Annotated in this window: 21 protein-coding genes and 1 pseudogene; 9 read left to right on the top strand and 13 right to left on the bottom strand. The window is 63.1% G+C overall.

Annotation, left to right across the window (positions count from 1 at the left end):
• Positions 1-131 precede the first annotated feature (131 nt).
• Positions 132-866, top strand: a complete 735-nt coding sequence (locus tag HL657_RS01595; RefSeq protein ID WP_317295102.1) for a winged helix-turn-helix transcriptional regulator — start codon at positions 132-134, stop codon at positions 864-866.
• A gap of 41 nt (positions 867-907) precedes the next feature.
• Here the strand turns inward: HL657_RS01595 and HL657_RS01590 are convergent, their stop codons facing one another.
• Entirely contained in the window at positions 908-1,588 is a 681-nt protein-coding gene (locus HL657_RS01590) for a hypothetical protein (protein WP_317295101.1), read from the bottom strand.
• A 343-nt stretch (positions 1,589-1,931) separates the two neighbouring features.
• On the opposite strand from HL657_RS01590, the gene HL657_RS01585 reads away from it, so the two are divergent.
• Together HL657_RS01585 and HL657_RS01580 are read left to right on the top strand one after the other, a co-directional pair.
• Positions 1,932-2,900, top strand: a complete 969-nt coding sequence (locus HL657_RS01585) for an ABC transporter permease (protein ID WP_317295100.1) — start codon at positions 1,932-1,934, stop codon at positions 2,898-2,900.
• 176 nt (positions 2,901-3,076) lie between these two features.
• A complete protein-coding gene (locus HL657_RS01580; protein WP_317295099.1) occupies positions 3,077-3,625 on the top strand; it encodes a YIP1 family protein in 549 nt (182 codons plus the stop codon).
• A gap of 66 nt (positions 3,626-3,691) precedes the next feature.
• Here HL657_RS01580 and HL657_RS01575 read toward each other — a convergent pair whose 3' ends face one another.
• The 5 genes from HL657_RS01575 to HL657_RS01555 all read right to left on the bottom strand — a co-directional run bounded on the left by HL657_RS01575 (position 3,692) and on the right by HL657_RS01555 (position 7,237).
• The gene (locus HL657_RS01575) at positions 3,692-4,603 is read right to left on the bottom strand and encodes an energy-coupling factor ABC transporter ATP-binding protein (RefSeq protein ID WP_317295098.1); all 912 of its coding nucleotides are present in this window, start codon (positions 4,601-4,603) and stop codon (positions 3,692-3,694) included.
• Positions 4,600-5,364: a cobalt ECF transporter T component CbiQ gene (cbiQ, locus tag HL657_RS01570; RefSeq protein WP_317295097.1), complete on the bottom strand. Its 765-nt coding sequence runs from the start codon at positions 5,362-5,364 to the stop codon at positions 4,600-4,602. The genes HL657_RS01575 and cbiQ overlap by 4 nt, the downstream gene beginning before the upstream one ends.
• Before the next feature lie 26 nt (positions 5,365-5,390).
• Positions 5,391-5,864 (bottom strand): hypothetical protein, encoded by a 474-nt coding sequence (locus HL657_RS01565; protein ID WP_317295096.1) that lies wholly within the window; start codon positions 5,862-5,864, stop codon positions 5,391-5,393.
• Positions 5,861-6,490 (bottom strand): cobalt transporter CbiM, encoded by a 630-nt coding sequence (cbiM, locus tag HL657_RS01560; protein WP_301676441.1) that lies wholly within the window; start codon positions 6,488-6,490, stop codon positions 5,861-5,863. The genes HL657_RS01565 and cbiM overlap by 4 nt, the downstream gene beginning before the upstream one ends.
• A 93-nt stretch (positions 6,491-6,583) precedes the next feature.
• Positions 6,584-7,237 (bottom strand): PGF-CTERM sorting domain-containing protein, encoded by a 654-nt coding sequence (locus HL657_RS01555; protein WP_317295095.1) that lies wholly within the window; start codon positions 7,235-7,237, stop codon positions 6,584-6,586.
• Positions 7,238-7,629: 392 nt separating this feature from the next.
• Between HL657_RS01555 and HL657_RS01550 the strand changes: the two genes are divergently transcribed.
• Both HL657_RS01550 and HL657_RS01545 read left to right on the top strand, forming a co-directional pair.
• Positions 7,630-8,196, top strand: a complete 567-nt coding sequence (locus tag HL657_RS01550) for a hypothetical protein (protein ID WP_317295094.1) — start codon at positions 7,630-7,632, stop codon at positions 8,194-8,196.
• 147 nt (positions 8,197-8,343) lie between these two features.
• Positions 8,344-9,234, top strand: a pseudogene (locus tag HL657_RS01545) (Na/Pi cotransporter family protein); the annotation flags it as partial.
• 723 nt (positions 9,235-9,957) lie between these two features.
• Here HL657_RS01545 and HL657_RS01540 read toward each other — a convergent pair.
• Positions 9,958-11,058, bottom strand: coding sequence for an ATP-NAD kinase family protein (locus tag HL657_RS01540; RefSeq protein ID WP_317295093.1), 1,101 nt, complete (start codon positions 11,056-11,058; stop codon positions 9,958-9,960).
• Positions 11,059-11,068: 10 nt separating this feature from the next.
• Positions 11,069-12,427 (bottom strand): TrpB-like pyridoxal phosphate-dependent enzyme, encoded by a 1,359-nt coding sequence (locus tag HL657_RS01535; RefSeq protein WP_317295092.1) that lies wholly within the window; start codon positions 12,425-12,427, stop codon positions 11,069-11,071.
• A 119-nt stretch (positions 12,428-12,546) separates the two neighbouring features.
• On the opposite strand from HL657_RS01535, the gene HL657_RS01530 reads away from it, so the two are divergent.
• Positions 12,547-13,152, top strand: a complete 606-nt coding sequence (locus HL657_RS01530) for a metal-dependent hydrolase (protein ID WP_317295091.1) — start codon at positions 12,547-12,549, stop codon at positions 13,150-13,152.
• Between the two features lie 5 nt (positions 13,153-13,157).
• Here the strand turns inward: HL657_RS01530 and HL657_RS01525 are convergent, their stop codons facing one another.
• Positions 13,158-14,003 carry a methyltransferase domain-containing protein gene (locus HL657_RS01525; protein WP_317295090.1) on the bottom strand — a complete coding sequence of 282 codons (846 nt, stop codon included), beginning with the start codon at positions 14,001-14,003 and terminating at the stop codon, positions 13,158-13,160.
• 126 nt (positions 14,004-14,129) lie between these two features.
• Here HL657_RS01525 and HL657_RS01520 point away from each other — a divergent pair, with 126 nt between their 5' ends.
• From HL657_RS01520 to HL657_RS01510, 3 genes are read left to right on the top strand one after another with little or no spacing between them, the layout of a single operon-like run.
• Entirely contained in the window at positions 14,130-14,588 is a 459-nt protein-coding gene (locus tag HL657_RS01520) for a spore germination protein GerW family protein (RefSeq protein ID WP_317295610.1), read from the top strand.
• A 21-nt stretch (positions 14,589-14,609) separates the two neighbouring features.
• Positions 14,610-15,290 (top strand): DUF2953 domain-containing protein, encoded by a 681-nt coding sequence (locus tag HL657_RS01515; protein ID WP_317295089.1) that lies wholly within the window; start codon positions 14,610-14,612, stop codon positions 15,288-15,290.
• A complete protein-coding gene (locus HL657_RS01510; RefSeq protein ID WP_317295088.1) occupies positions 15,283-15,537 on the top strand; it encodes a hypothetical protein in 255 nt (84 codons plus the stop codon). The genes HL657_RS01515 and HL657_RS01510 overlap by 8 nt, the downstream gene beginning before the upstream one ends.
• Positions 15,538-15,541: 4 nt before the next feature.
• Here HL657_RS01510 and HL657_RS01505 read toward each other — a convergent pair whose 3' ends face one another.
• The 4 genes from HL657_RS01505 to HL657_RS01490 are packed head-to-tail and all read right to left on the bottom strand — an operon-like array spanning position 15,542 to position 19,161.
• Positions 15,542-16,687: an ABC transporter permease gene (locus HL657_RS01505; RefSeq protein WP_317295087.1), complete on the bottom strand. Its 1,146-nt coding sequence runs from the start codon at positions 16,685-16,687 to the stop codon at positions 15,542-15,544.
• On the bottom strand, positions 16,684-17,355 hold the full coding sequence (locus HL657_RS01500; RefSeq protein WP_317295609.1) for an ABC transporter ATP-binding protein: 672 nt from the start codon (positions 17,353-17,355) through the stop codon (positions 16,684-16,686). The genes HL657_RS01505 and HL657_RS01500 overlap by 4 nt, the downstream gene beginning before the upstream one ends.
• Positions 17,356-17,360: 5 nt before the next feature.
• Positions 17,361-18,503, bottom strand: a complete 1,143-nt coding sequence (locus tag HL657_RS01495) for a COG1361 S-layer family protein (RefSeq protein WP_317295086.1) — start codon at positions 18,501-18,503, stop codon at positions 17,361-17,363.
• Position 18,504: 1 nt separating this feature from the next.
• Positions 18,505-19,161, bottom strand: coding sequence for a Yip1 family protein (locus tag HL657_RS01490; RefSeq protein WP_317295085.1), 657 nt, complete (start codon positions 19,159-19,161; stop codon positions 18,505-18,507).
• Between the last annotated feature and the right edge of the window lie 61 nt (positions 19,162-19,222).

The raw sequence follows: 19,222 nt of genomic DNA, 5'->3' as shown, positions 1-19,222 counted from the left end.
CGTTCGCTGCGCCGGTCGATACCGGGCCCAGACAGTGGAGGGGACCGGCTACCCGAAGGCACGCAGAGGTGTGCGATGAGGGGATAACAGAATAGCACCGTTTTTATACTCCCGGCCACCTGATCTTTTTAATGCGGCATCAACTCCCTCTCGCGAGGACTGCTCTGCTCCTTATCGCCCTCCTGCTTATAATCGCCCCGGGGAGTGCTGCCGGCACCATATCAAGTGAGGGGGAGTTTCCGGAGACGATACCGGACGATCCGGCCCCGCTATATATCTGGAACGTGCCGCTCAAGCTGATCCTGCTCGACTTCGTCTTCATGACCGCACCCCTGCTCTTCCTCCCGGTCCAGTTCCTCATATCAGTAGCCGTATGGCTCGTTCTCGGTCAGAGGAGGATCTCCAGGAAGAATGTTCTCGAACACGACACCCGCCGTGCGGCATACCTCTGCATTCGGGAGAACCCCGGGATCAACCACGCTTCCCTCTCACGCAGGCTGGGGGTTAACATTGGAACGCTCCGGTACCACCTTGCAACCCTCTGCGAGTCCGGACAGATAGTAGCTGAGCGCGATCACGGCTTTTTGCGGAATTATGCGAACGGCAGGGCGGCCCGTGAGGGAGAGGGCTATCCCCTCAACGGGACGCGGAGAGAGATCCTCGATCTCCTCGCACGGAACCCAGGGATAGCGCGAAAAGAGGTCGCATCCGCGCTCGGGATCTCCGGCGCATCAGTGACCTGGCATACGGGGCTGCTCATCCGGGACGGTGCCATACGGAGCGAGAGGGACGGGAGGATGGTGCGCTATTTCCCCAGGCGGGATATCGTATTCCGGGCGGATAGGAGCGCAGACGCAACCGGTTAGGTCACCCAGGGGCGGTTTGGGCTGCGGTTCTCGACGCTCACCTACCCGTAGACTACAGACTCGGCTGCCGCGAGATCCTGCCGGGTGAACGCAATAAGAACCTCTTCTGGAGGTGGCGGGGATCCCGGGCTCCGGTGGGGAGTGATCGTGATGGTGTACCAGCGCGCGTCCGGGCCGAACATCACTTCTTTCACCGGGCGGAACGCCCCGTCCGAGACCTCGTAGAGCCTTCCCCGGGTCTCGTTGTAGTGGTCCCCGTACGCGTTCGGGCTTAAAAGAATGGTCATACCCTGCTCCCGGAAGGGAATATCCTCCAGGGCGATAGCGTCGACCTCCCGCAAGAGTTCGAGGGGGTGCACCCCCTGCACGGAAAAATTGAACTTCTGCGATTTGGCCGATACCGTTCCGCCCGGCCCCACATACGCCTCGTAGCCGTGCTGTTCGCCGTCCTTATCGCCGTAGAAGATGAGCCATATCACCCGAATCGCGCCGTCCCCGGCGAGATCGACCTCCAGTTTCCGCAGCACAGCCGACTCGTTCTCGACGCCGGTGTTCTCGACGGCGATCTCCCAGAGGTCCAGGATGGCCGGATGGTATGCCGGGGACTCAAGATGGGTGATATTCTCGATACGGGTGACGTCCGGAGCCTCCGGTAAGACGAAGAAGTGCATGCAGGCGTAGACGACTATTACTCCGACGACAACAGCAAGGATCGGTCTCATGGTAGTATCCGGGCCGATGGAATCGGCGTGGTTAAAGTCAGTATGGGACCAGCCGGGCTTGAAGTTTCCGAAACAGACCTGTGTTCTCGTTCGTTGCACCGCATCGTCGGTGTAACCGGACCGTCAGTCTGTTCCTGCTATATCAGATTCCTGACGTGTAGAGGAATGTGAGAGAAAAGGTATATAGATCGACAGCCCAGTCTCAGAACGTCAATACCCGCAGGAGCATCTTTGAGGAGCCCGTTACGGGCGGCGGACATTCTCAGGGGCGTGCGTATCCTTGCGACCACGAACGGAGTATGAGCATGGAGATAGAACTACGTGGACTGACCGGTGAGAGCAGATGACAGCGGAACGGGTCTTCACCGTGGCCCAAAAAGAGTTCACCGACCAGATCACGGGCTGGCGGTTCCTGGTGATCCTCGCCCTGTTCCTCGCCATCGCCATGGTGGGGACGTACAGCGGGGTCGTGAGCTACGAGAGAGAACTGGATAGGTACTCGGAGCAACTGGCCGCGATGGATAACCAGAATGACGGACCGGCCGGGATGATGCCCGCAAAACCCCCGGTTGAGGGCGTTTACTCCTCGATGTTTCTCACGCTGGTCTCCTACGGGGGCCTCCTTGCCATCGCCGTCGGGTCAGGCCTGGTCTCCGGGGAGAAGGAGTCCCGGTCGCTCAAAAGCCTGCTCTCCCACCCGGTCTACCGCGACGAGATCATCAACGGCAAGGCGCTCGGGGGCGTCGCGCTGCTTGCCCTCGTCGTCGGGAGCGTGCTCGCCATATCCACCGCGCTCCTCCTCGTCTTCTCGATCGTGCCCGCCCCCGGCGATCTCTGGATGATCCTGACCTACGCCGGCGTCATCCTCCTCTTCCTCGTCACGTTCTTCTCCATCGCGCTCGCCCTCTCCACCCTCTGCCGGGAGAGCGGCAGCGCCCTGCTCCTCTCGGTGGTTGTCTTCGTCCTCCTCGTCTTCCTGGCTCCCTACGCCACCACGCATATCGGGATGGCGCTCATGACGGAGGAGCCCGATCCGGCGGCATACGGCGGGGATATCTCGTCGGAAGAATTCCAGGCAGCGATCACGGCGTATTACGGTCAGTTTGACCTTATCCAGAGCATTGGAAACCTCGCATCACCGCAGATGGCGACCAACGCCCTCATCCAGGGGATCGGCAACGCCCCGACATCGGGGGCGACCCTTGAGGATACGCTCGGCAAGATATGGTCGAGCGTTGTGGCCCTGACCATCTATCCCGTCGCCTTCTTCGCCGTCGCGTACACGCGGTTCATGCGGATGGATATTCGGTGACCACTCGTGAGAGAGGGGACCGTGCGCCCCGGCCCCTTCGTAATATCGAGAGAAAATAGATCGAAACCCCGACGTGTAGACGGTTCGGACAGGGAACGTTTATAGGAGAACATCGATTTCTCCTTCATCGATACCGGAACCGGACGGATGGATGCGGCCCTTCCGGGAGGAGGAGCGTGTCGACAGGAACAATCATCACCGGCCCACGGCGCCGTTTCCGGCAACTCAACGAAAAGCCGCTGCGCGACGACCTCATACTCTACTTCGCGATCGTCGCCGCCGCATCGGTCTTATTCATGGTACTGCCCCTCCTTACGGGAGAGGCGCCGGAGATTGACGGAATGCACCGGATCGGGTTCATCGTAGTCGGCACCCTGATCGTCCTCGTGCAGGGCCTGATAACCGGGGCCGTCGCCCTCCTCGCCGTCAGCCTCGTCGAGCACTTCTTCCTGCTCTTCGTCGACGTCCGCCGGGAGTTCGAGAAGACGATGAAATCGGCGGTCTATGCTCTCTCGCCGCTCATCCTCTTCTCCTGGGCGGTCCTCCTGCAAGTCCCGTTCGCCGGCCTGCTCCTCCTCGCCTGGTTCTGCCTCTCGACCTACTTCGGTGTATGGATATTCCACGAGAAGTCGAAGGACCGCGCCGTCTTCGTCGCTCTGGCAACCGGTGCAGCCCTCGCGTTCTACCTCCATCGGTGGATCGTCGACCCCTGGCTGGCCCTCTAACGGTTCAACCCCGGCCGGGACGGGGATACGGTCGTTTACCCGGAGAAAAAGAGTATTTCAAGCCGCTCAGTACTCGAACCGCTCGAACACCTCGCGGAGTTCTTCCGCGGTCCGGCCGTCCCGCCTCAGGCTGATCGCGCCCCCGTTCTCCTCGAGCGACGCATCCAGAGCAGCGGGAGCGTCCGCGACCGAGAGAGGAAGAGCATTGCAGCAGGCATAGCCGTAACAGCCCATGATGCGGAAGAGTTTATAGGCCTCCGGCGCTTCGAGGTTGTTCTCCTTCAGCAGTTTGCTGTCCGAGAAGATGCTGTGGGCGTCCCCGTCCGCGACGATCGTGGTGTTGAGCACGACGACCCGGTCCGCCAGGTGGGAGACGGCGTTGACGTCGTGCATGGCGACGATGGTGGTGATTCCCTTCTCCTTGTTCAGCCGGTTGATGAGATCGATGAGGAGGGCCCGGTTCTTCGGATCGAGGTTTGCGGTCGGTTCGTCGAGGACGAGGATCCTGGGTTCCATGGAGAGAACCGCCGCCAGCGCGGCGCGCTTCTTCTCGCCGTAACTCATGTGGTGGGGAACGCGGTCCTCAAATCCGGAGAGTCCGACGGTTTTAAGGGCCTCCCTGACGCGCCGGTCGACCTCGTCCCGCGAAAGCCCCATGTTGATCGGGCCGAACGCCACATCGTCGTAGAGGGTGGGCATGAAGAGCTGGTCGTCGGGGTCCTGGAAGACGACGCCGACCTTCTGTATGCGTTCCTCGATCGGCATGGACCGGACGCTCTCGCCGAAGACGAGCACGTTGTCCAGAGGGCTCCTGATGGAGCCGTTCAGGTGGAGGAAGAGCGTCGTCTTCCCGGCCCCGTTCTGCCCGACGATCGCGAGCCGCTCGCCCCCATGCACCGTAAGGGAGACATCCTCGAGCGATACGGTGCCGTCCGGGTACTGGTGGGTGAGGTCTCGAATCGTCACGGCTTCGTTCATAGCGCCACCAGCGGATAGACCTGCAGTCCCCCGGCGATGCCGATGAGGAGGAGACCTGCGAAACAGTCGGCTGCGGTGATCGAGAAGGGGGCAACGGTGATCGGCTTCCCGCGATACCCTCTCGCCTCCATGCCGCAATAGACCCTCTCAGCCCTCTCGTAACTCTTCACCAGCAGCATACCGACAAGGTTCCCGATGATGGAGAGCCCGTACCTGTTCGGCCGCAACGTGTAGCCTTTCGCCCGCATCGCGCTCCAGATGCTGAGAAATTCGTCCATCATGACATATATGTAGCGATAGGTAAAGAACAGCATCTGAACAATGACTCCCGGAACCCGCAACAGCGAGAGCGCCCGAAGCGTCGCCTCAATGCGCTGCGTTCCAAGGAGGGTGAGGACGAGCACGATCGCCGCGACGGCCCTGATCGTTATGAGAACCGCATACGACAGACCCTCCTCCGTAAAAGCAACCGGGCCAGCCGACCAGATAGGGGTTCCGGGGACGGTAAGCGGCATCAGAAGAAGGATCGGGAGGACGAAAACCAGGATTGGCGTCGAGCGCTGCAGGACGAACCGCACCGGCAGGCGCGAGAGGATCAGGATCAGCAGGGCTACCGCAAGCGCCAGGAGCGCAGCGGGAATATTTCCGACGAAGACCGCAGAAAAGATGAGGACGGTGAACGACAGGATCTTGATCCGCGGCTCAAGCCTGTGGATCGGAGAGTCCAGCCATGCGTACTTATCGATGTCCGGGTAGCGCATGAGTCACCGTACTCATCCGGAGCGGATCACTCCGGGCCCCTGTTCTGCATCTTTGCCGAATAAATCATCGCGATGCCGGCAAGCCCGAGCAGGTAGCCGAACCCGGCGACGATCCGCGCCACAAGCGGGAGTTCCGCACTCTCCGACCCCGTCGAGGTCCCGGATTCAAGGTCGAGGTCGATCTCTGCCCGGTGCCCCGTCTGCTCGACGAGGATACGGTACTCAGTCACCCTCCATTCGGGTTCAAACGAATAGAAGCCCAGTTCGTCGGTTACGTCCTCGATGTAGACCTCTTCTTCACCGTCCCGGACGGCATAGATGGTAATATCGGCATCGGCCATGGGGGCTCCCCCTTCGTACCATGCCCGGATCATGACCTCGTCCTCTACATCGCCCGTCATGAAAGCACCGGCAAAGGCCCTGTGCGCCGATACGGGGGCAATGCATGCGGTAGAGAGGAGGAGGACGAGCAGGCCGAGCAGCAGTATCTTTCTCTTCATTTTTTCTCTCCTTTGAGTGGAATAGGAAGTAATTCGGGTTTTACCCGTACGAGGTATCCAACCACCGCCCCCGTCACGATTGCTTCGGCAACGGCGATCGGGAGATGGGCACCGGCGAGAAGCCCGGCTACCGCAAAGAACTGGTCTCCCGAGACGACGAGGACCAGCACCAGCAGGACTACCGTGAGAAGGACGCCGAGCCCTCCGCAGACCCCGCCGATCGCGGGGAGCGGGATCCCCCGCTTTGAGCCGGCCAGGAAGGCCAGGTAGCAGATGAGGGCGGGTATGCCTACGTTCACGGTGTTGATCCCGATGACCGTGATGCCGCCGTGCTGGAAGAGCAGCGCCTGCAGCGTAAGCCCGATAAAGAGGGCGAGATAACTGAGCGGCCCGAGCACGACGCCGACGAGCCCGTTTAAGATGAGGTGGGCGCTTGAGGGCGGGATGTCGATGTGGATGAGCGAAGCGACGAAGAACGCTCCCGCCATCACCGAGAGTTTTGGGATCTCTCTGGCGATATCGCCCTTTTTGGCCGCCCACCGGAGTGTTCCGGCCAGCAGGATGATGGTGATCACCCACCCGGCGACGATCACCGGCATGGGCAGAACACCGTCTGATATGTGCATGGATGCTACTCTCCTGATACTGGTTTGAATTCCAGAGAACGGCTATCGCTGAGAATAAAGGGACCAAAGGGGAGAATTCCCCCCTGCATGCCCTTACCTCCTGTGTGCGGCATATGCAACCGCAGCAAGTCCGCCAAGGGCTGCAACCGCTCCAAATCCGGGGCTCTCTGCGGGTGAAGAGGGTGCCGGTGCGGCGGTCCCTGCGTCAAGGGCTGCAACGAGCGCTTCCGTGCTCCGGACCAGGTTCTTTGCGTCACGCTCCGCCTGGTGTGCGGCGTCGTGGACGCTCTCCGCGTTCGCTTTGTGAGATGCGGGTACAACCTCCTCCAGTTCGTGGACATTCTCGTGTTGAGATTCCAGGAGCGCCGTGTAATTCCCGGCATTCACGCCGATATCGGCGACGATCCCGTCAATCGCAGCCCGGTTGGTCACCGGATCGGCGACCAGGGTCTGGAGTTCGAGGGCATCGTCCTGGATGTGCTCCGCAATGTGCTCGAGTTCGTGCGAAGCCATATGGATCGGCTTCGATACCAGTTTTATCTCATCGGAGACGTTTGCATCCCTGTTGATGACCTTGGTCTCTTCGAGAATGGTCGTCGCATCATCGTACAGAGCGTCTGCAAGCTCGATGATCCCGGCGACCTCGGCCTCGATTGTCTCCTGGCTTGCCGATGCCGGCATGCAGATGAGTGCAAACAGAAACAGTGCCGCGGCACATGCTTTGAGAACTTTTCCATCGTGGTTCATGCAAATACACCGTGTTAGATTGTAATTAGTCCAGATAAGGTACATTTGTTTAAACTTAAAATAATTTGTTATTCGTCGACAGGGCTTCTTCGATCAAAAAACACGCTTAACCTGCACCTTATCCTCAATGAACCGGCGAAACCGTTTTTCCGGCGATAATACCTGCATGTTCTGAGGGAGGGGTATCGCCCTGCATGACGGGATCCGCGGGACCGTATGTCCCGGCCGTTTGCAGCCCGCCCCATGAGCAGAATGGGTTGACTCACCCCGACGTGTAGAGGATCGTGACAGAAATCGTATATAGTAAGAAGGTAACTTCTCAGGAAGAGTTACAGGATCTAACAGCCAGACCGCGGAATTCAATCCCCGGTTCACGTCCCGGACGGTGCAGTATGTCAGGTAAGATCGTCGCCTCGCTCCCCAAAAGCCCGCTATCGCCGACCATCCCCCCGCTCGTTGCGGTCGTCGCATGCGTGATCTGGGCGGGTACTGCGAGAACCGCCTCCGGGATCATCGGACCGGCGCCACCGTTCGTCCTCCCCGTCTTCGTTCTCGTGATGGTCACCCTTGCGGTCGCGGGAGCCGCGACGCCGCTTCCGCTTATCTCGGGCGCCGTCCCGATCAGGAGAGAGCGGCAGGCGATGCTCGTCGCCGTTGCAGCCTCGGTTCCGTTCGTCGCCGCCCTCCTGATAAACCCGGGCCAGTGGGAACGGGACGACGCCCTCCCGCTCCTCGTGGACAGCGTGCCGGCATTCGGGTGGCTCTTCGACGGGATCATGAACGTCCTCCCCCTCACCGCGGGCACCCTCGCGTATAGCCTGCTCTTCTCCGCCTTCGGGGTCTTCGGGTTCTACCTCGAGTGCGTGCTGGTCGCCACGGTCATCTACGCCGTTCTCCGCCTGATCGCCGCCTCCGCCCCGGGGCTCCGGGAAGAGAGACACACCGAGGAGGAGGGGTGAGAACGGCTCCGGAGAGACAGGCGCTCCCCCTCGCGTACCACCAGAGTGCGGCGCAGCATCAATAAAAAACCCCCTTCCGGAGCCACACGGCCGGGATGCGTTTAGAGAGGTATTTGAGGGCGGCGACTCCATACTCCCTGAACAGCAATGGTCCCGTGGGAACTCCTATTCGCCATCATACCCGGCCTGATCCTCTTCTTCTACGGGATAGAGAACTTCTCGCGGGAGATCCTCGCGGTCGCGAAAGGCAGTTTCGCGAACATCCTGGGGCGGCTGACGTCGCGGCCGGTCGTCGGCGCACTCATCGGCGCCGTCGTCACCGCCCTCGTCCAGTCGAGCGCGGCGACCACGATCATCACCATCGGGCTCGTCAACGCCGGGACGCTCTCCTTCCTCCAGAGCCTCGGGATCATCATCGGCTCGAACATCGGCACGACCGTCACCGCCCAGCTCGTCGCCTTCAAGATGACCGCTCTCGGGCAGGTGCTGATCCCGGCCGGGTTCCTCGTCGGGATCTTCGGGCGGCGCTACCGGTTCCTGGGCAAACCCCTCTTCTACTTCGGCCTGGTCCTCTTCAGCCTGAACCTCATCTCCACGGGGCTTACCCCGTTCCAGAACGATCCCGCGGTCATCGCGCTCGTTGCCGAGTACTCGGCCCTCCCGCTCGCCGTCCTGATCGGGTTCCTCTTCACCGCCGCGGTGCAGTCGAGTTCCGTCACCACCGGCCTCGTCGTCGTCCTCGCCCAGCAGGGGCTGCTCACCCTCCCGCAGGCGATCCCCATCCTGCTCGGCGCAAACATCGGTTCCACCACGACGACCCTGATCGCCTCCGCCCGGATGAACCTCCACTCCCGGCGGGCGGCGGCGGCCCACTTCATCTTCAACCTCGGCGGGGTGCTCCTGATCCTGCCCTTCCTCGTGCCGTTCGCCGACATCGTGACGGCGATCGGCGGGACCGAGGCGCAGATGGTGGCGAACGCCCACCTCATCTTCAACCTGATCGCGGCGGCGGCCTTCCTCCTCTTCATCGGGCGGTTCGGGCAGCTCGTGGAGCGGGCGGTGCCCGGGAGCGAGCCCGAGATCCTGATGCGGACGCGCCACCTCGAGGACGGCATCCCCGACGACACGCAAGCAGGGTTCGAGGTGATCCGAAAGGAACTCAGACACGCCCATGAGGTCACGCTCGACCTCTTCCGGGCGGCGATGACCTACCTCGCCACCTCAAAGGAGGCGGACTACCAGATGGTCGAGCGGCTCAAGAGCCTGAACAACTACCTGGATCAGAGGATCGAGCAGGCGCTCCGGGCGATCTCGAAGAGGCAGCTCTCTAACGGGGAAGCGACCGAGGTGGTCTTCCTGGTGCGGATGTCAAACGAGATCGAGCGGCTCGGCGACCTCGGGGCGGACCTCGGGGAGTTCTTCCGCAGGATGTCGGGGAACGGGAACGGCGCCCCCGCCACCCTGGTGAAGAAGACGGACGGCGTCTACCGGATTCTCGACGAGAACATCGTCGGGCTCGGGCTCCTCTTCCCGAAGATCCTGGACGCGACCGTCGCGGAACTCCGCGGCCGGGACGTCGAACTCCAGCACGCCATCAACGAGCGCTACCGCGAACAGCTCGTGAGCCTCAAAAGAGAGGGTGCGTTCGCGGACAGCCGCTACCTCGAAGTCCTCTCGATCATCGAGGCGGCGAACGCCAAAGTCCGGGACCTCCGCAAGCTTGCCGAGCAGTACTCGCGCGAGAAGACGGCCGGGACACCGTCAGTTGGTCTGGACGACCCGCTTTCGCTGCGCAATCCGGTAGCCGGAGACGACCTGGAGAGAGTCCCCGACCTCCCGGTCGAGGGCCGGATCGCCGGAGTCGACGTAGAGGAGGGGTGTTGCGGCGAGCTTCCCCGGCGTGGCAACCACGATCAGGTTCCGTAGCCCGGCCTTCCGGATCACCGCGGGGCTGATCTGCTGGTTCCCCCTCCCGAGGACGAACCCCTGCGCCCCGATGGGGCTCGCGACGATCTTCGCCCGCGGGTGTTCGTCGAGGAGGGCGAGCAGCGTCCGCTCGTCGGCATTGCGGGCGAGGACCTCCCCGTTCCTGACGACGTCGACCCCGAGGAGTGTGGGGAGAAGCCCGAGCCGCTCCAGGATCCGCGCCGTCGTGCTCCCGGCGCCGAAGACGTAGAGGGTATCCGGGATCATGATCTCGGCGATGAACGCCGCGATATCGTTCTTCGCCCGCTCCTCGTCCTGCTGCTCGAAGACCTGCTTGCCGCCCTGCGTCCGCTCCGCGATGTAGGGGACGCATGCGTAGCCGTAGAGCCGGGCGGTAAGCCGCCCCGAGCGGTAGGCTTCCTCGTCGACGTCCATCACCTCGGAGTCGCGGCAGGGGACCTCCCCCGCCCGGCGGATGAGGTCGGCCGCCGCCGGGGGGTTGACCGCGAAGACCGCCGAGTACATCTTCACCCCGGCAGGGATGCCGAGGATAGGCACCTCCCGCCCCACTGCGTCGAAGACGTCCCGGGCCGTCCCGTCCCCGCCGCAGAAGACGACGAGATCCACCCCGGCATCGAGGAACGCCCGGCACGCGGCCTTCGTGTCGGCCGCACCCGTCGGGACGGCGGGCCGGTAGAGGACGGTGGAGCGGTCGATTCCGGCCGCCGCGAGGACGTCTTCGCCCATCGGCGCGGCACAGGTGCACCACTCGATATCCCCGGCCCGGAGGGCGGAGAGGGCCTGCACCGCCCGGTCGGCAGAGTGCGGGACGGCGCCGCGCCGGAGGGCTTCGGCCGCCCTCCCATCCGTCCCCGCGAGCCCTACGGCCCCGCCCATCCCGGCGATGGGGTTGACCAGGAACCCGACGATCGTCACGCCGCCGATCTCACCCCGTCACCGGCAACCGGGCGAGCGACTCTTTGATCAGCTCTGCCGGGTACTCGTAGTCGACGAGTTTTCCTGCAAAGTAGGCTTCGTAGGAGGAGAAATCAAAGTTGCCGTGCCCGGAGTTGTTGAAGAGGATCGTCTTCGCGTCACCGGTCTCCCGGCAGCGAAGGGCCTCGTCGATCGCGGCCTTCACCGCGTGAGCGGCCTCGGGCGCGACGACGATGCCTTCCGTCCGGGCGAACATCACGGCGGCCTCGAAGACCTCGTTCTGCCGGTAGGCGACCGGCCGGATCACCCCGTCCTGGGCGAGCCGGGAGACGAGCGGCGACGCCCCGTGGTAACGGAGCCCTCCGGCATGGATCGCCGGCGGGACGAAGTCGTGGCCGAGGGTGAACATCCGCATGAGCGGGGTCAGCCCCGCAACGTCGCCGAAATCATAGGCGTAGAGCCCCTTCGTCAGGGTCGGGCAGGCGGAAGGCTCCACCGCAATGAGATCGGTCTCGGGATGCTTCCCGGTAATCTTATCGCCCGCAAACGGGAAGGCAAGCCCCGCATAGTTGCTCCCGCCGCCGACGCACCCGATCACCACGTCGGGATAGGCGTCCACGGCCGCGAGCTGCTGCTGTGCCTCCTGGCCGATGATCGTCTGGTGGAGGCAGACGTGGTTGAGGACGGAGCCGAGCGCGTAGTTGGTGTTCTCGTGGCTCGCGGCGTCCTCGACCGCCTCGGAGATCGCGATCCCGAGGGAACCCGGCGTATCCGGGTCGCGATCCAGTATCGCCTGGCCGGACCGGGTCTTCTCCGACGGGCTCGGGATGCACTCGGCGCCGTAGACCTGCATCATGCTTTTGCGGTAGGGCTTCTGGTCGTAGGAGCTCCGGACCATGTAGACAGTGCACTCCATATCAAAGAGGCCTGTTGCAAACGCAAGCGACGAGCCCCACTGCCCGGCACCGGTCTCGGTCGCGAGCCGCTCAATCCCTTCTTCGCGGTTGTAGTAGGCCTGGGGAATGGCGGTGTTGGGCTTGTGCGAACCCGGCGGGCTCACGCCCTCCCACTTGAAGTAGATCTTTGCCGGGGTCTTCAAGGCCGCTTCGAGCCGTCTCGCCCGGTAGAGCGGGCTCGGCCTCCACAAGGTGAGAATGTCGCGGACTTCCTCAGGGATGTCGATGTAGCGCTCGGTGCTCATCTCCTGCCGGATCAGTTCCATCGGGAAGATATGGCGGAGGTCGTCGGGAACCGCCGGTTTTCCGGTACCCGGGTGAAGGGGCGGATCCATGGGCGTCGGGAGGTCTGCCTGGATGTTGTACCACCGTTTTGGCATCTCCCCCTCGTCAAGGAGGATCTTCGTCTGCATGCATCACGGTGTACCTTGCACACATATATACATTATTCAACATTATTGATCACTTTAGATCTCTCTGGTGCTCCACGGACCCGGTCTCTGCCCGATCCGCACTGGAAAAGAGTATATGCATGCTCCGCCACGGAATAGCGATGTACCTCCTCGCCCACGCCATGGTCGGTCTCCTCATAGGCGTCGTGCTCGCGGCGATCGCCAGCGATCGGCGGGTTATCGCGCTCACCGTGCTGGGCGCCGTGCTCCCCGACCTGATCGACAAGCCGCTCGGGCACATCATCCTCGCCGGAACCCTGGGCTACGGCAGAATCTATTTCCACGGCCTCACCGTCCTCTTCCTGGTCGTCATCGCCGGGCTCATCCTCTACCACTACCGCCGACGGATCGGCCTCTTCGCCGTTGCCGCCGGGATGGCGAGCCACCAGTTCCTCGACGGGATGTGGTGGCACCCGGTCGAGTGGTTCTGGCCGTTCCTCGGCCCTCTTCAAAATCACGGCTACTCGGAAGACTACTTCTGGGAGTCGGTTCTCCGGGAGCTCGCCCAGCCGAGCGAGTGGCTCTTTTTCCTCCTGATAACAGGGTTGTTCGCCTACATCTACCGCCAGGAACTCACGACCGTCCTCACGCGGCTCGCAAATCCATCCTTCCGCCTGGCGCTCGTCGCCGCACTCGGCCTCGCCGTCCTCGCTGCGCTGGCTGTGGGTGGGCGACTCCTGTTGTGAGGCCGTCACCCCCGCTTCCGCCACCAGATCGTGGCGTAGGTCGAAGAACCGGTGAGAACAAGCCCACCATCGCGCCGGACGAGATGCTTTTCAAAATAGTTGTACAGGATAGCCCGCTGTCGCGGAGTCTCTGCACTCATCCGGGGTGCGAAATGCTCGACCGCACCCTCAACGGTCGCAAACGTGGTCGCCCCCTCGAGCGGGCGCATCAGGACGTTCGGGTAGATCCCCATACCAAAGAGGACGTTGAAGAGACAATCGGCCTTTGGCTTCGGGTGATAGGGTGCCCTGTGCAGATCCTCCCAGAGCGCAAGGTAGATCCGTTCCCAGAGTGGCTCGTCGGCGAACCAGTAGAGGTGAACCGAACCGGAGGCGGCCGCATCCATCGCGGCAAGTGCCGACCGGATATCGGGCATGCCAAGGGAGAACGAGGCAACCACCCGGTCGTAAGGCGGGTCAAGGTCGCGGTCAGGATTAATCTCCTCCCAGAGGCCCGGGAAGGTGGTGATGTCAGTAATCCTCTCGCGCTTCGCGGCGGCCCGGAGCGCGGCGAGCATCCCTTCCGCCGGGTCGACCGCCGTTACCGATGCCCCGGCCCGGGCAAGCGGCAGGGCGAGGGTCCCAGGACCCGACCCGATATCCAGCACCCGATCACCGGGAGCGACGGCGAGATCCGCCAGGGCCTCCGCGACCCGGGCGTGCCGGCCGGCCTCCGACCGGTCTGCATACCGCCGGGCCTGCTCCCGTCCGCTCCAGAGGTCGGCTCCTTCCCGGAACGCCGGAGTCGAGCGGTTCAGGGCGAGCCTCGTTTTCCAGACCTCGTTCCAATCCTGGACAATAACATCCTCCATCAGCCGTTCGGTCGCCCCGTGAGGGTAAGTAGGTATCCGTCCGCATCCGGAGAGGCATCTGCGGGTGCAAGAAAACCCCAACAATTATATACGTGGCCGAAGAGTGGATTACCTGTGGTGAATAGTATGACTGGCGAATCAATGCTCCAGATAACCGTCGATCAACTTGCACGCACACTCTGCGCGAGTGCGATCCTCGGTGCCCCGATCGAGGCCGGCGAGCGGGTAATCATCCCGGTCGCCGAGTTCGGGTTCGGGTTCGGCGGCGGGGAAGGTACAGGAGGGCTTAAGGAAGGCAGCCAGCACGGCGGCTCCGGGACCGGTGGCGCAGGCGGCATATCGGCCGTCGCCCTGATCATCATCACCAGGGGTGTCGCCGGTCCCGAGGGTATCCAGGTGGTGTCGCTGAAGAAGAAGAGCGAGATCGCCGAGGTGATCTCAACGATCGGAGAGGCGGTCGGCCCCCACGTCGAGAGGGTGCTCGAGAAGGGCTCCGAGATGGTGCAGCAGCGCAAGAGCGGCAAAACGCCCCCGGCACCGGAAGGTGGAACGGAGATCCCGATCGGCGGTGAAGGAGAGGCCTAGGGTTCTCTTCTCCTCCATTCCATGGCCGCGACCCTTCTCTTCTTCGTCATCCTTGTCGTCGCCGTCATCCTCCTCGCGCTCCTGCTTGCCCTGTACCTGGTCCCGGTGACCGTCGAGACGGTCGCTGACTGCAGACAGGAGGGTGCGCGGGCGACGGCAACCGTAGCCTGGGGCATCGCGGCTGCAAGGGTCCGGGTCGCCGACGGGGTGCAGGTGCTCGATATCCTCCTCGCCGGCCGGCGGGTCATGACCAGAGACCTCCGGGAGATGGCGGCACCGGAACCGGAGGAAGAAAAAAAGAAGAAGGTGGAGGAGCCAAAACCGGCTCTTCCGTTGAGAGAATACCTCGATGCCGCCGGCGATCTCTGGCCCCATCTCCAGAGAATCCTCGCCGCCTTTGTCCGATCGCTCTGCCTCGAGACGCTCCGGGGGGACGTCACCCTCGGCCTCGAGAGCCCCGCCGACACCGGTGTCGTCTACGGCTACTGCACCGCCGTCCGCTACGCCCTCTGGCCGGCCGAGGCGATCGATTTCGTGATGACCCCCGTCTTCGACCGCGAGGTCTTCGAAGGCACGTTCACGCTTAAGATGCAGATCCGCCGCCCGCTCCTGATCCTCATACCGGTGGTGCGGGCTCTTTTGCAGAAACAGGTACGGCAGCGGCTCCGCCAGGTACCGGGAAGAGGTGCTCCGGGTGCATAAAGAGCCTGATCTTGTCGTCGGCGGCGCCCGCAGGGTAGATGGTCGGTGCATCATCCCCATCGTCAGGGCGTTCACGCTCTGCATGGGAGGGGTCGCCACAGTCAGCCTGACGCCGGTTGCGCTCCTCATCGCTGAAGGGGAGCACGAATACCTCGCCCTCCTCCCGGGCGCGCCCCCGAAGGCCGGCGATCTCATCGACACGCTTCGCGACGAGATCGAACGGGAAAAAGAGAAGTGCTCGGGGTAACCCGTCACTCGTGGCGCAATGCCTGGATCGGGTTCAACTGCGCCGCCTTCCAGGCCGGGTAGAGGCCGGAGGCCACGCTCGTGATGACACCGAACGCCATCCCGAAGACGATGTAGAGAAGGCTCATCGGGTGGAAGAGGTAGTCCGCGTTCCCGGCGAAGACCACGGTCACCAGATACCCGGTGCAGAAACTGAGCACCCCCCCGATGGCGGCGCCCGCAAGGCCGAGGACAAGCGCCTCATAGATGAACATCCGCATCACCTCGCCCCGCCGGGTGCCGATACTCCGGAGGACGCCAATCTCCTTGATCCGCTCGGTGACAGACATCAGCATCACGTTCAGGATGGAGACACCGGCGACGAGGAGCGATATCGCGCCGATACCCGCCAAAAAGACCGTGATCGACTCGGTTGCCGCAAAGACGCTCTCGAGGATCCCGCGGGTGTCCATGACGTTGACGACGTCCTCCCGCCGGTTCATCCTCTGCTCGATCGACTCCTTGACCGCGTCGATATCGTTGACGTCCCTGACCTTCACGATCACCTGGTCGTAATCGTCCTCGTCGTAATGGCTCGAGTACCAGGAGTAAGGCACGATGATGGCGTAGTCGGGGTTGATGTCGAACCCCATCCCCCGCTCCTTGAGCACGCCCACAACACGCAGGGTCTCGCCGCCCACCCTGACCCGGGCACCGAGCTTCAGGCCGTTCTCCCTGCTGTTCGCGGCAAGCTGGCTCCCGATCAGGCATCCGGCGCCGGTTTCCTTTGGGTAGCTCCCCGACTCCACATCGAGCAGAGCGGGGATATCCCCGGCGGGGATCGCGTAGATCATTGCGGCGCTCTCCTTATCGCCGACAGATATCCTGTCGCCGGTGCTCGAGAACGGTATGACCACGTTGGATCCGACCGCCCGGGTGATATCGGTCACCTGCCGGTCGGTGAGTTTCCCGCCGCCTACACCCGTCGCCGGGGAGACGATGAGGGTGTCGCCGACGTCGCTGACCATGTCGCCAAACATCAGGCCGATACTGTTGCCCATGATGCCGAGAGAGGCGATCGCGATGACGCCGATGACGATCCCGATGACCGCAAGGGACGAACGGAGCCAGTGGCGGGTGACGTTTCGGCGGGCGAGGTCGAAGAAGGTCATTCAGCCACCCTCCCGTCGACGAGGCGGATCGTGCGGTCGGCGTATTCGGTCATCCGGGGGTCGTGGGTGACCATGACGACGGTCTTGCCCTCCTCGCGGTTCATCTTATCGAGGAGGGTCATGATGGCGGTGCCGGTCTTCGAGTCCAGGTTCCCGGTCGGTTCGTCGCAGAGGAGGAAGTCGGGGTCGTTCACGAGCGCCCGGGCGATGGCGACCCGCTGCTGCTGCCCGCCGGAGATTTCACCCGGCTTGTGGGTGAAATGGGTCTTCTCGATTCCGACTGCTTTGAGTACTTCTTCTGCTCGTTCCCGGGTGCCGTTCTGCCGGCCCTTCAGAATGAGCGGGTATTCGACGTTCTCGACGATCGAGAGCAGCGGGATCAGGTTGAACTGCTGGAAGACGAACCCGATATGGTCACGCCGCAGAAGGGTCAGGTCGTCGTCGTCCATCCCGCCGATGCGCTTTTCGGCGATCGTGACCTCGCCCGAGGTCGGGACGTCGAGCGACCCCATGATGTTTAAGAGCGTCGACTTCCCCGACCCCGAGGGCCCCATGATCAGGACGAACTCGCCCTGCTCGATGGCGAGATCGACGCCGTCGAGTGCCACGACGTCGCCCGCCGGAAGGGGGTAGACCTTGCTCACGTTCTCGAAACTGATGACCGGCATCGTCGTTACGTCCGCTTCCACGAGTAGTAGATTGCTCCGGCGATCCCGAGCGCGACGAGCGCAACGATCACGATCCCGACAACCGGGAACCCGCCGTCTTCCCGCTCCTCGAGCGGGGCGGCCATCGTGCCGCCGAGCCCGACCATCCGCGTCGACGTGTAGCGGTTCCCGTCGTCGTCCCGGTACTCGACGACGACCGGGATCTCCTCCACGGTTCCGTCGGTCGTAAACGTCACCTCAAACGACGAGATGTCGTCGGAATCAAGCGTCCCGACGACGTAGACCCGGAACGGGTCGATGGGCGTCGCGGGCGCCCCGGGGGTGACGAGCACCGACCGGGCGGACTCGAGGCCGGCGTTCATGACGTCGCCCACGATCCGGTAGCCCCCGGCGATCGGCGTGACCTCGACGTTGGTGATGACGGGGTCGGCCTGTTTCTTGTCCTCGCCGAACGCGACCGGCAGCACGAGGTCGGCGGTGTGGGTGTTGATCCCGTTGCGCCAGACCACCTGGAATGTGACATCCGTTTCCGCAGTGGGCGTCAGGTTGAACGTGACCGTCCCGGACGCATCAGGGGCGAGCGCCCCGATGAACCCGCCGGTCGGGGTGACCGAGAAGCCGGTCCCCTGCGGGACGACCTGGACGCCCGAGGCGGCGTTCGGCCGCGGGTTGCCCACCCGGACGGTGATGTCGGCCGTCCGCGACGCGGAGAAGGCGTCCGGCTTCTCGATCACCGACGCGCTGAGCGGGGTGTCCTCGACCTGGACCGGAACCGGGTAGCGCAGGCTGCCGGCACCGTCGCGGAAGTCGAGCACGAATGTCGGGTAGAACGTCCCTTCGCCCCCGTCCGCCCGGACGGTGAAGGTGAACGTCTTGCTGTTCCCGGCGCCGAGCTCCCCGACCGAGGGGTAGGGGTCGCTCAGCGGCACGACCCCGCTGCCGTAGAGCCGGGCGTTCCGGATCGCGACCGGGACGGCGCCGTTGTTCTGGAGCACCACCGTCAGCGTCCCGGTGTCGCCCTTCATCAGGACCGGCGGGTCCAGCGACGAGGAGACGACGGTGATGTCTGCAGGGGCAGCGCTGGCCGGTGCGGCGAACGCTATCACGGCGCAGAGGAGGGTTATGATTGCAAGGTAGATTGGTTTCATGTTACAGCCATCCGGCAAGTGTGATGAGCCTATAAAGGATGTAGAGGCCCACGGGTATCCCGACGGTGAGAACCGCGTCCCGCGTGGAGAGGTTCCGCGCGTACTTCATACCGAAGACCCATATGTTCGCGCTCCAGATCACGAAGAAGATGCTCACGATCCCGGCGATCTGTGCCAGGGGATCGGTCGAGAGAATGGTCACCAGGTTCTCGGAGAACTCCACCATCTGCTCGGGGTTCGTCATGGGCGGGATGTTCAGGCCCGAGAGGAGCTGGAAGGAGAAGTACGTCCCGATGATACCCCCAAAAACCTGAGGGAGGAGACCGTAGCCGGTGAACTCCATCGTCCGCTCGAGATCGCCCTGACCCTTGAAGATCATCGAGACGAGGTAGAAGACGAAGCCGTAGATGACCCAGGCCAGGAACCCGCCGACGAAGGCAAAGGCTGCGGAGATGATCGTCATGAGCACCCCGAGACCCTGCATCTCCGCGGGAAGCATGGCCATGGTAATATCCGTCATCGGTATGACCGAGACCGCACCGATCAGCCCCATGACGACCGCGATCAGCGCCGGAATCTTCAGGCTCGGCTTTTCCTGCATGCGCGCTTCAAAGAAACGCCCGGGATCAAGCAACACCCGGAGAAATCCAGTATCCATATAGGTATGCCTCTCATACTCTTGGCAGAGGAGATGAGATAAACTTTTTCAGGATCTCGGG

This window comes from Methanoculleus nereidis (genome assembly GCF_032944295.1).
Lineage (GTDB): Archaea > Halobacteriota > Methanomicrobia > Methanomicrobiales > Methanoculleaceae > Methanoculleus > Methanoculleus nereidis.
The sequence above is the reverse complement of the archived record's forward strand: the minus strand, read 5'-3'. Positions and strand labels throughout refer to the sequence as shown.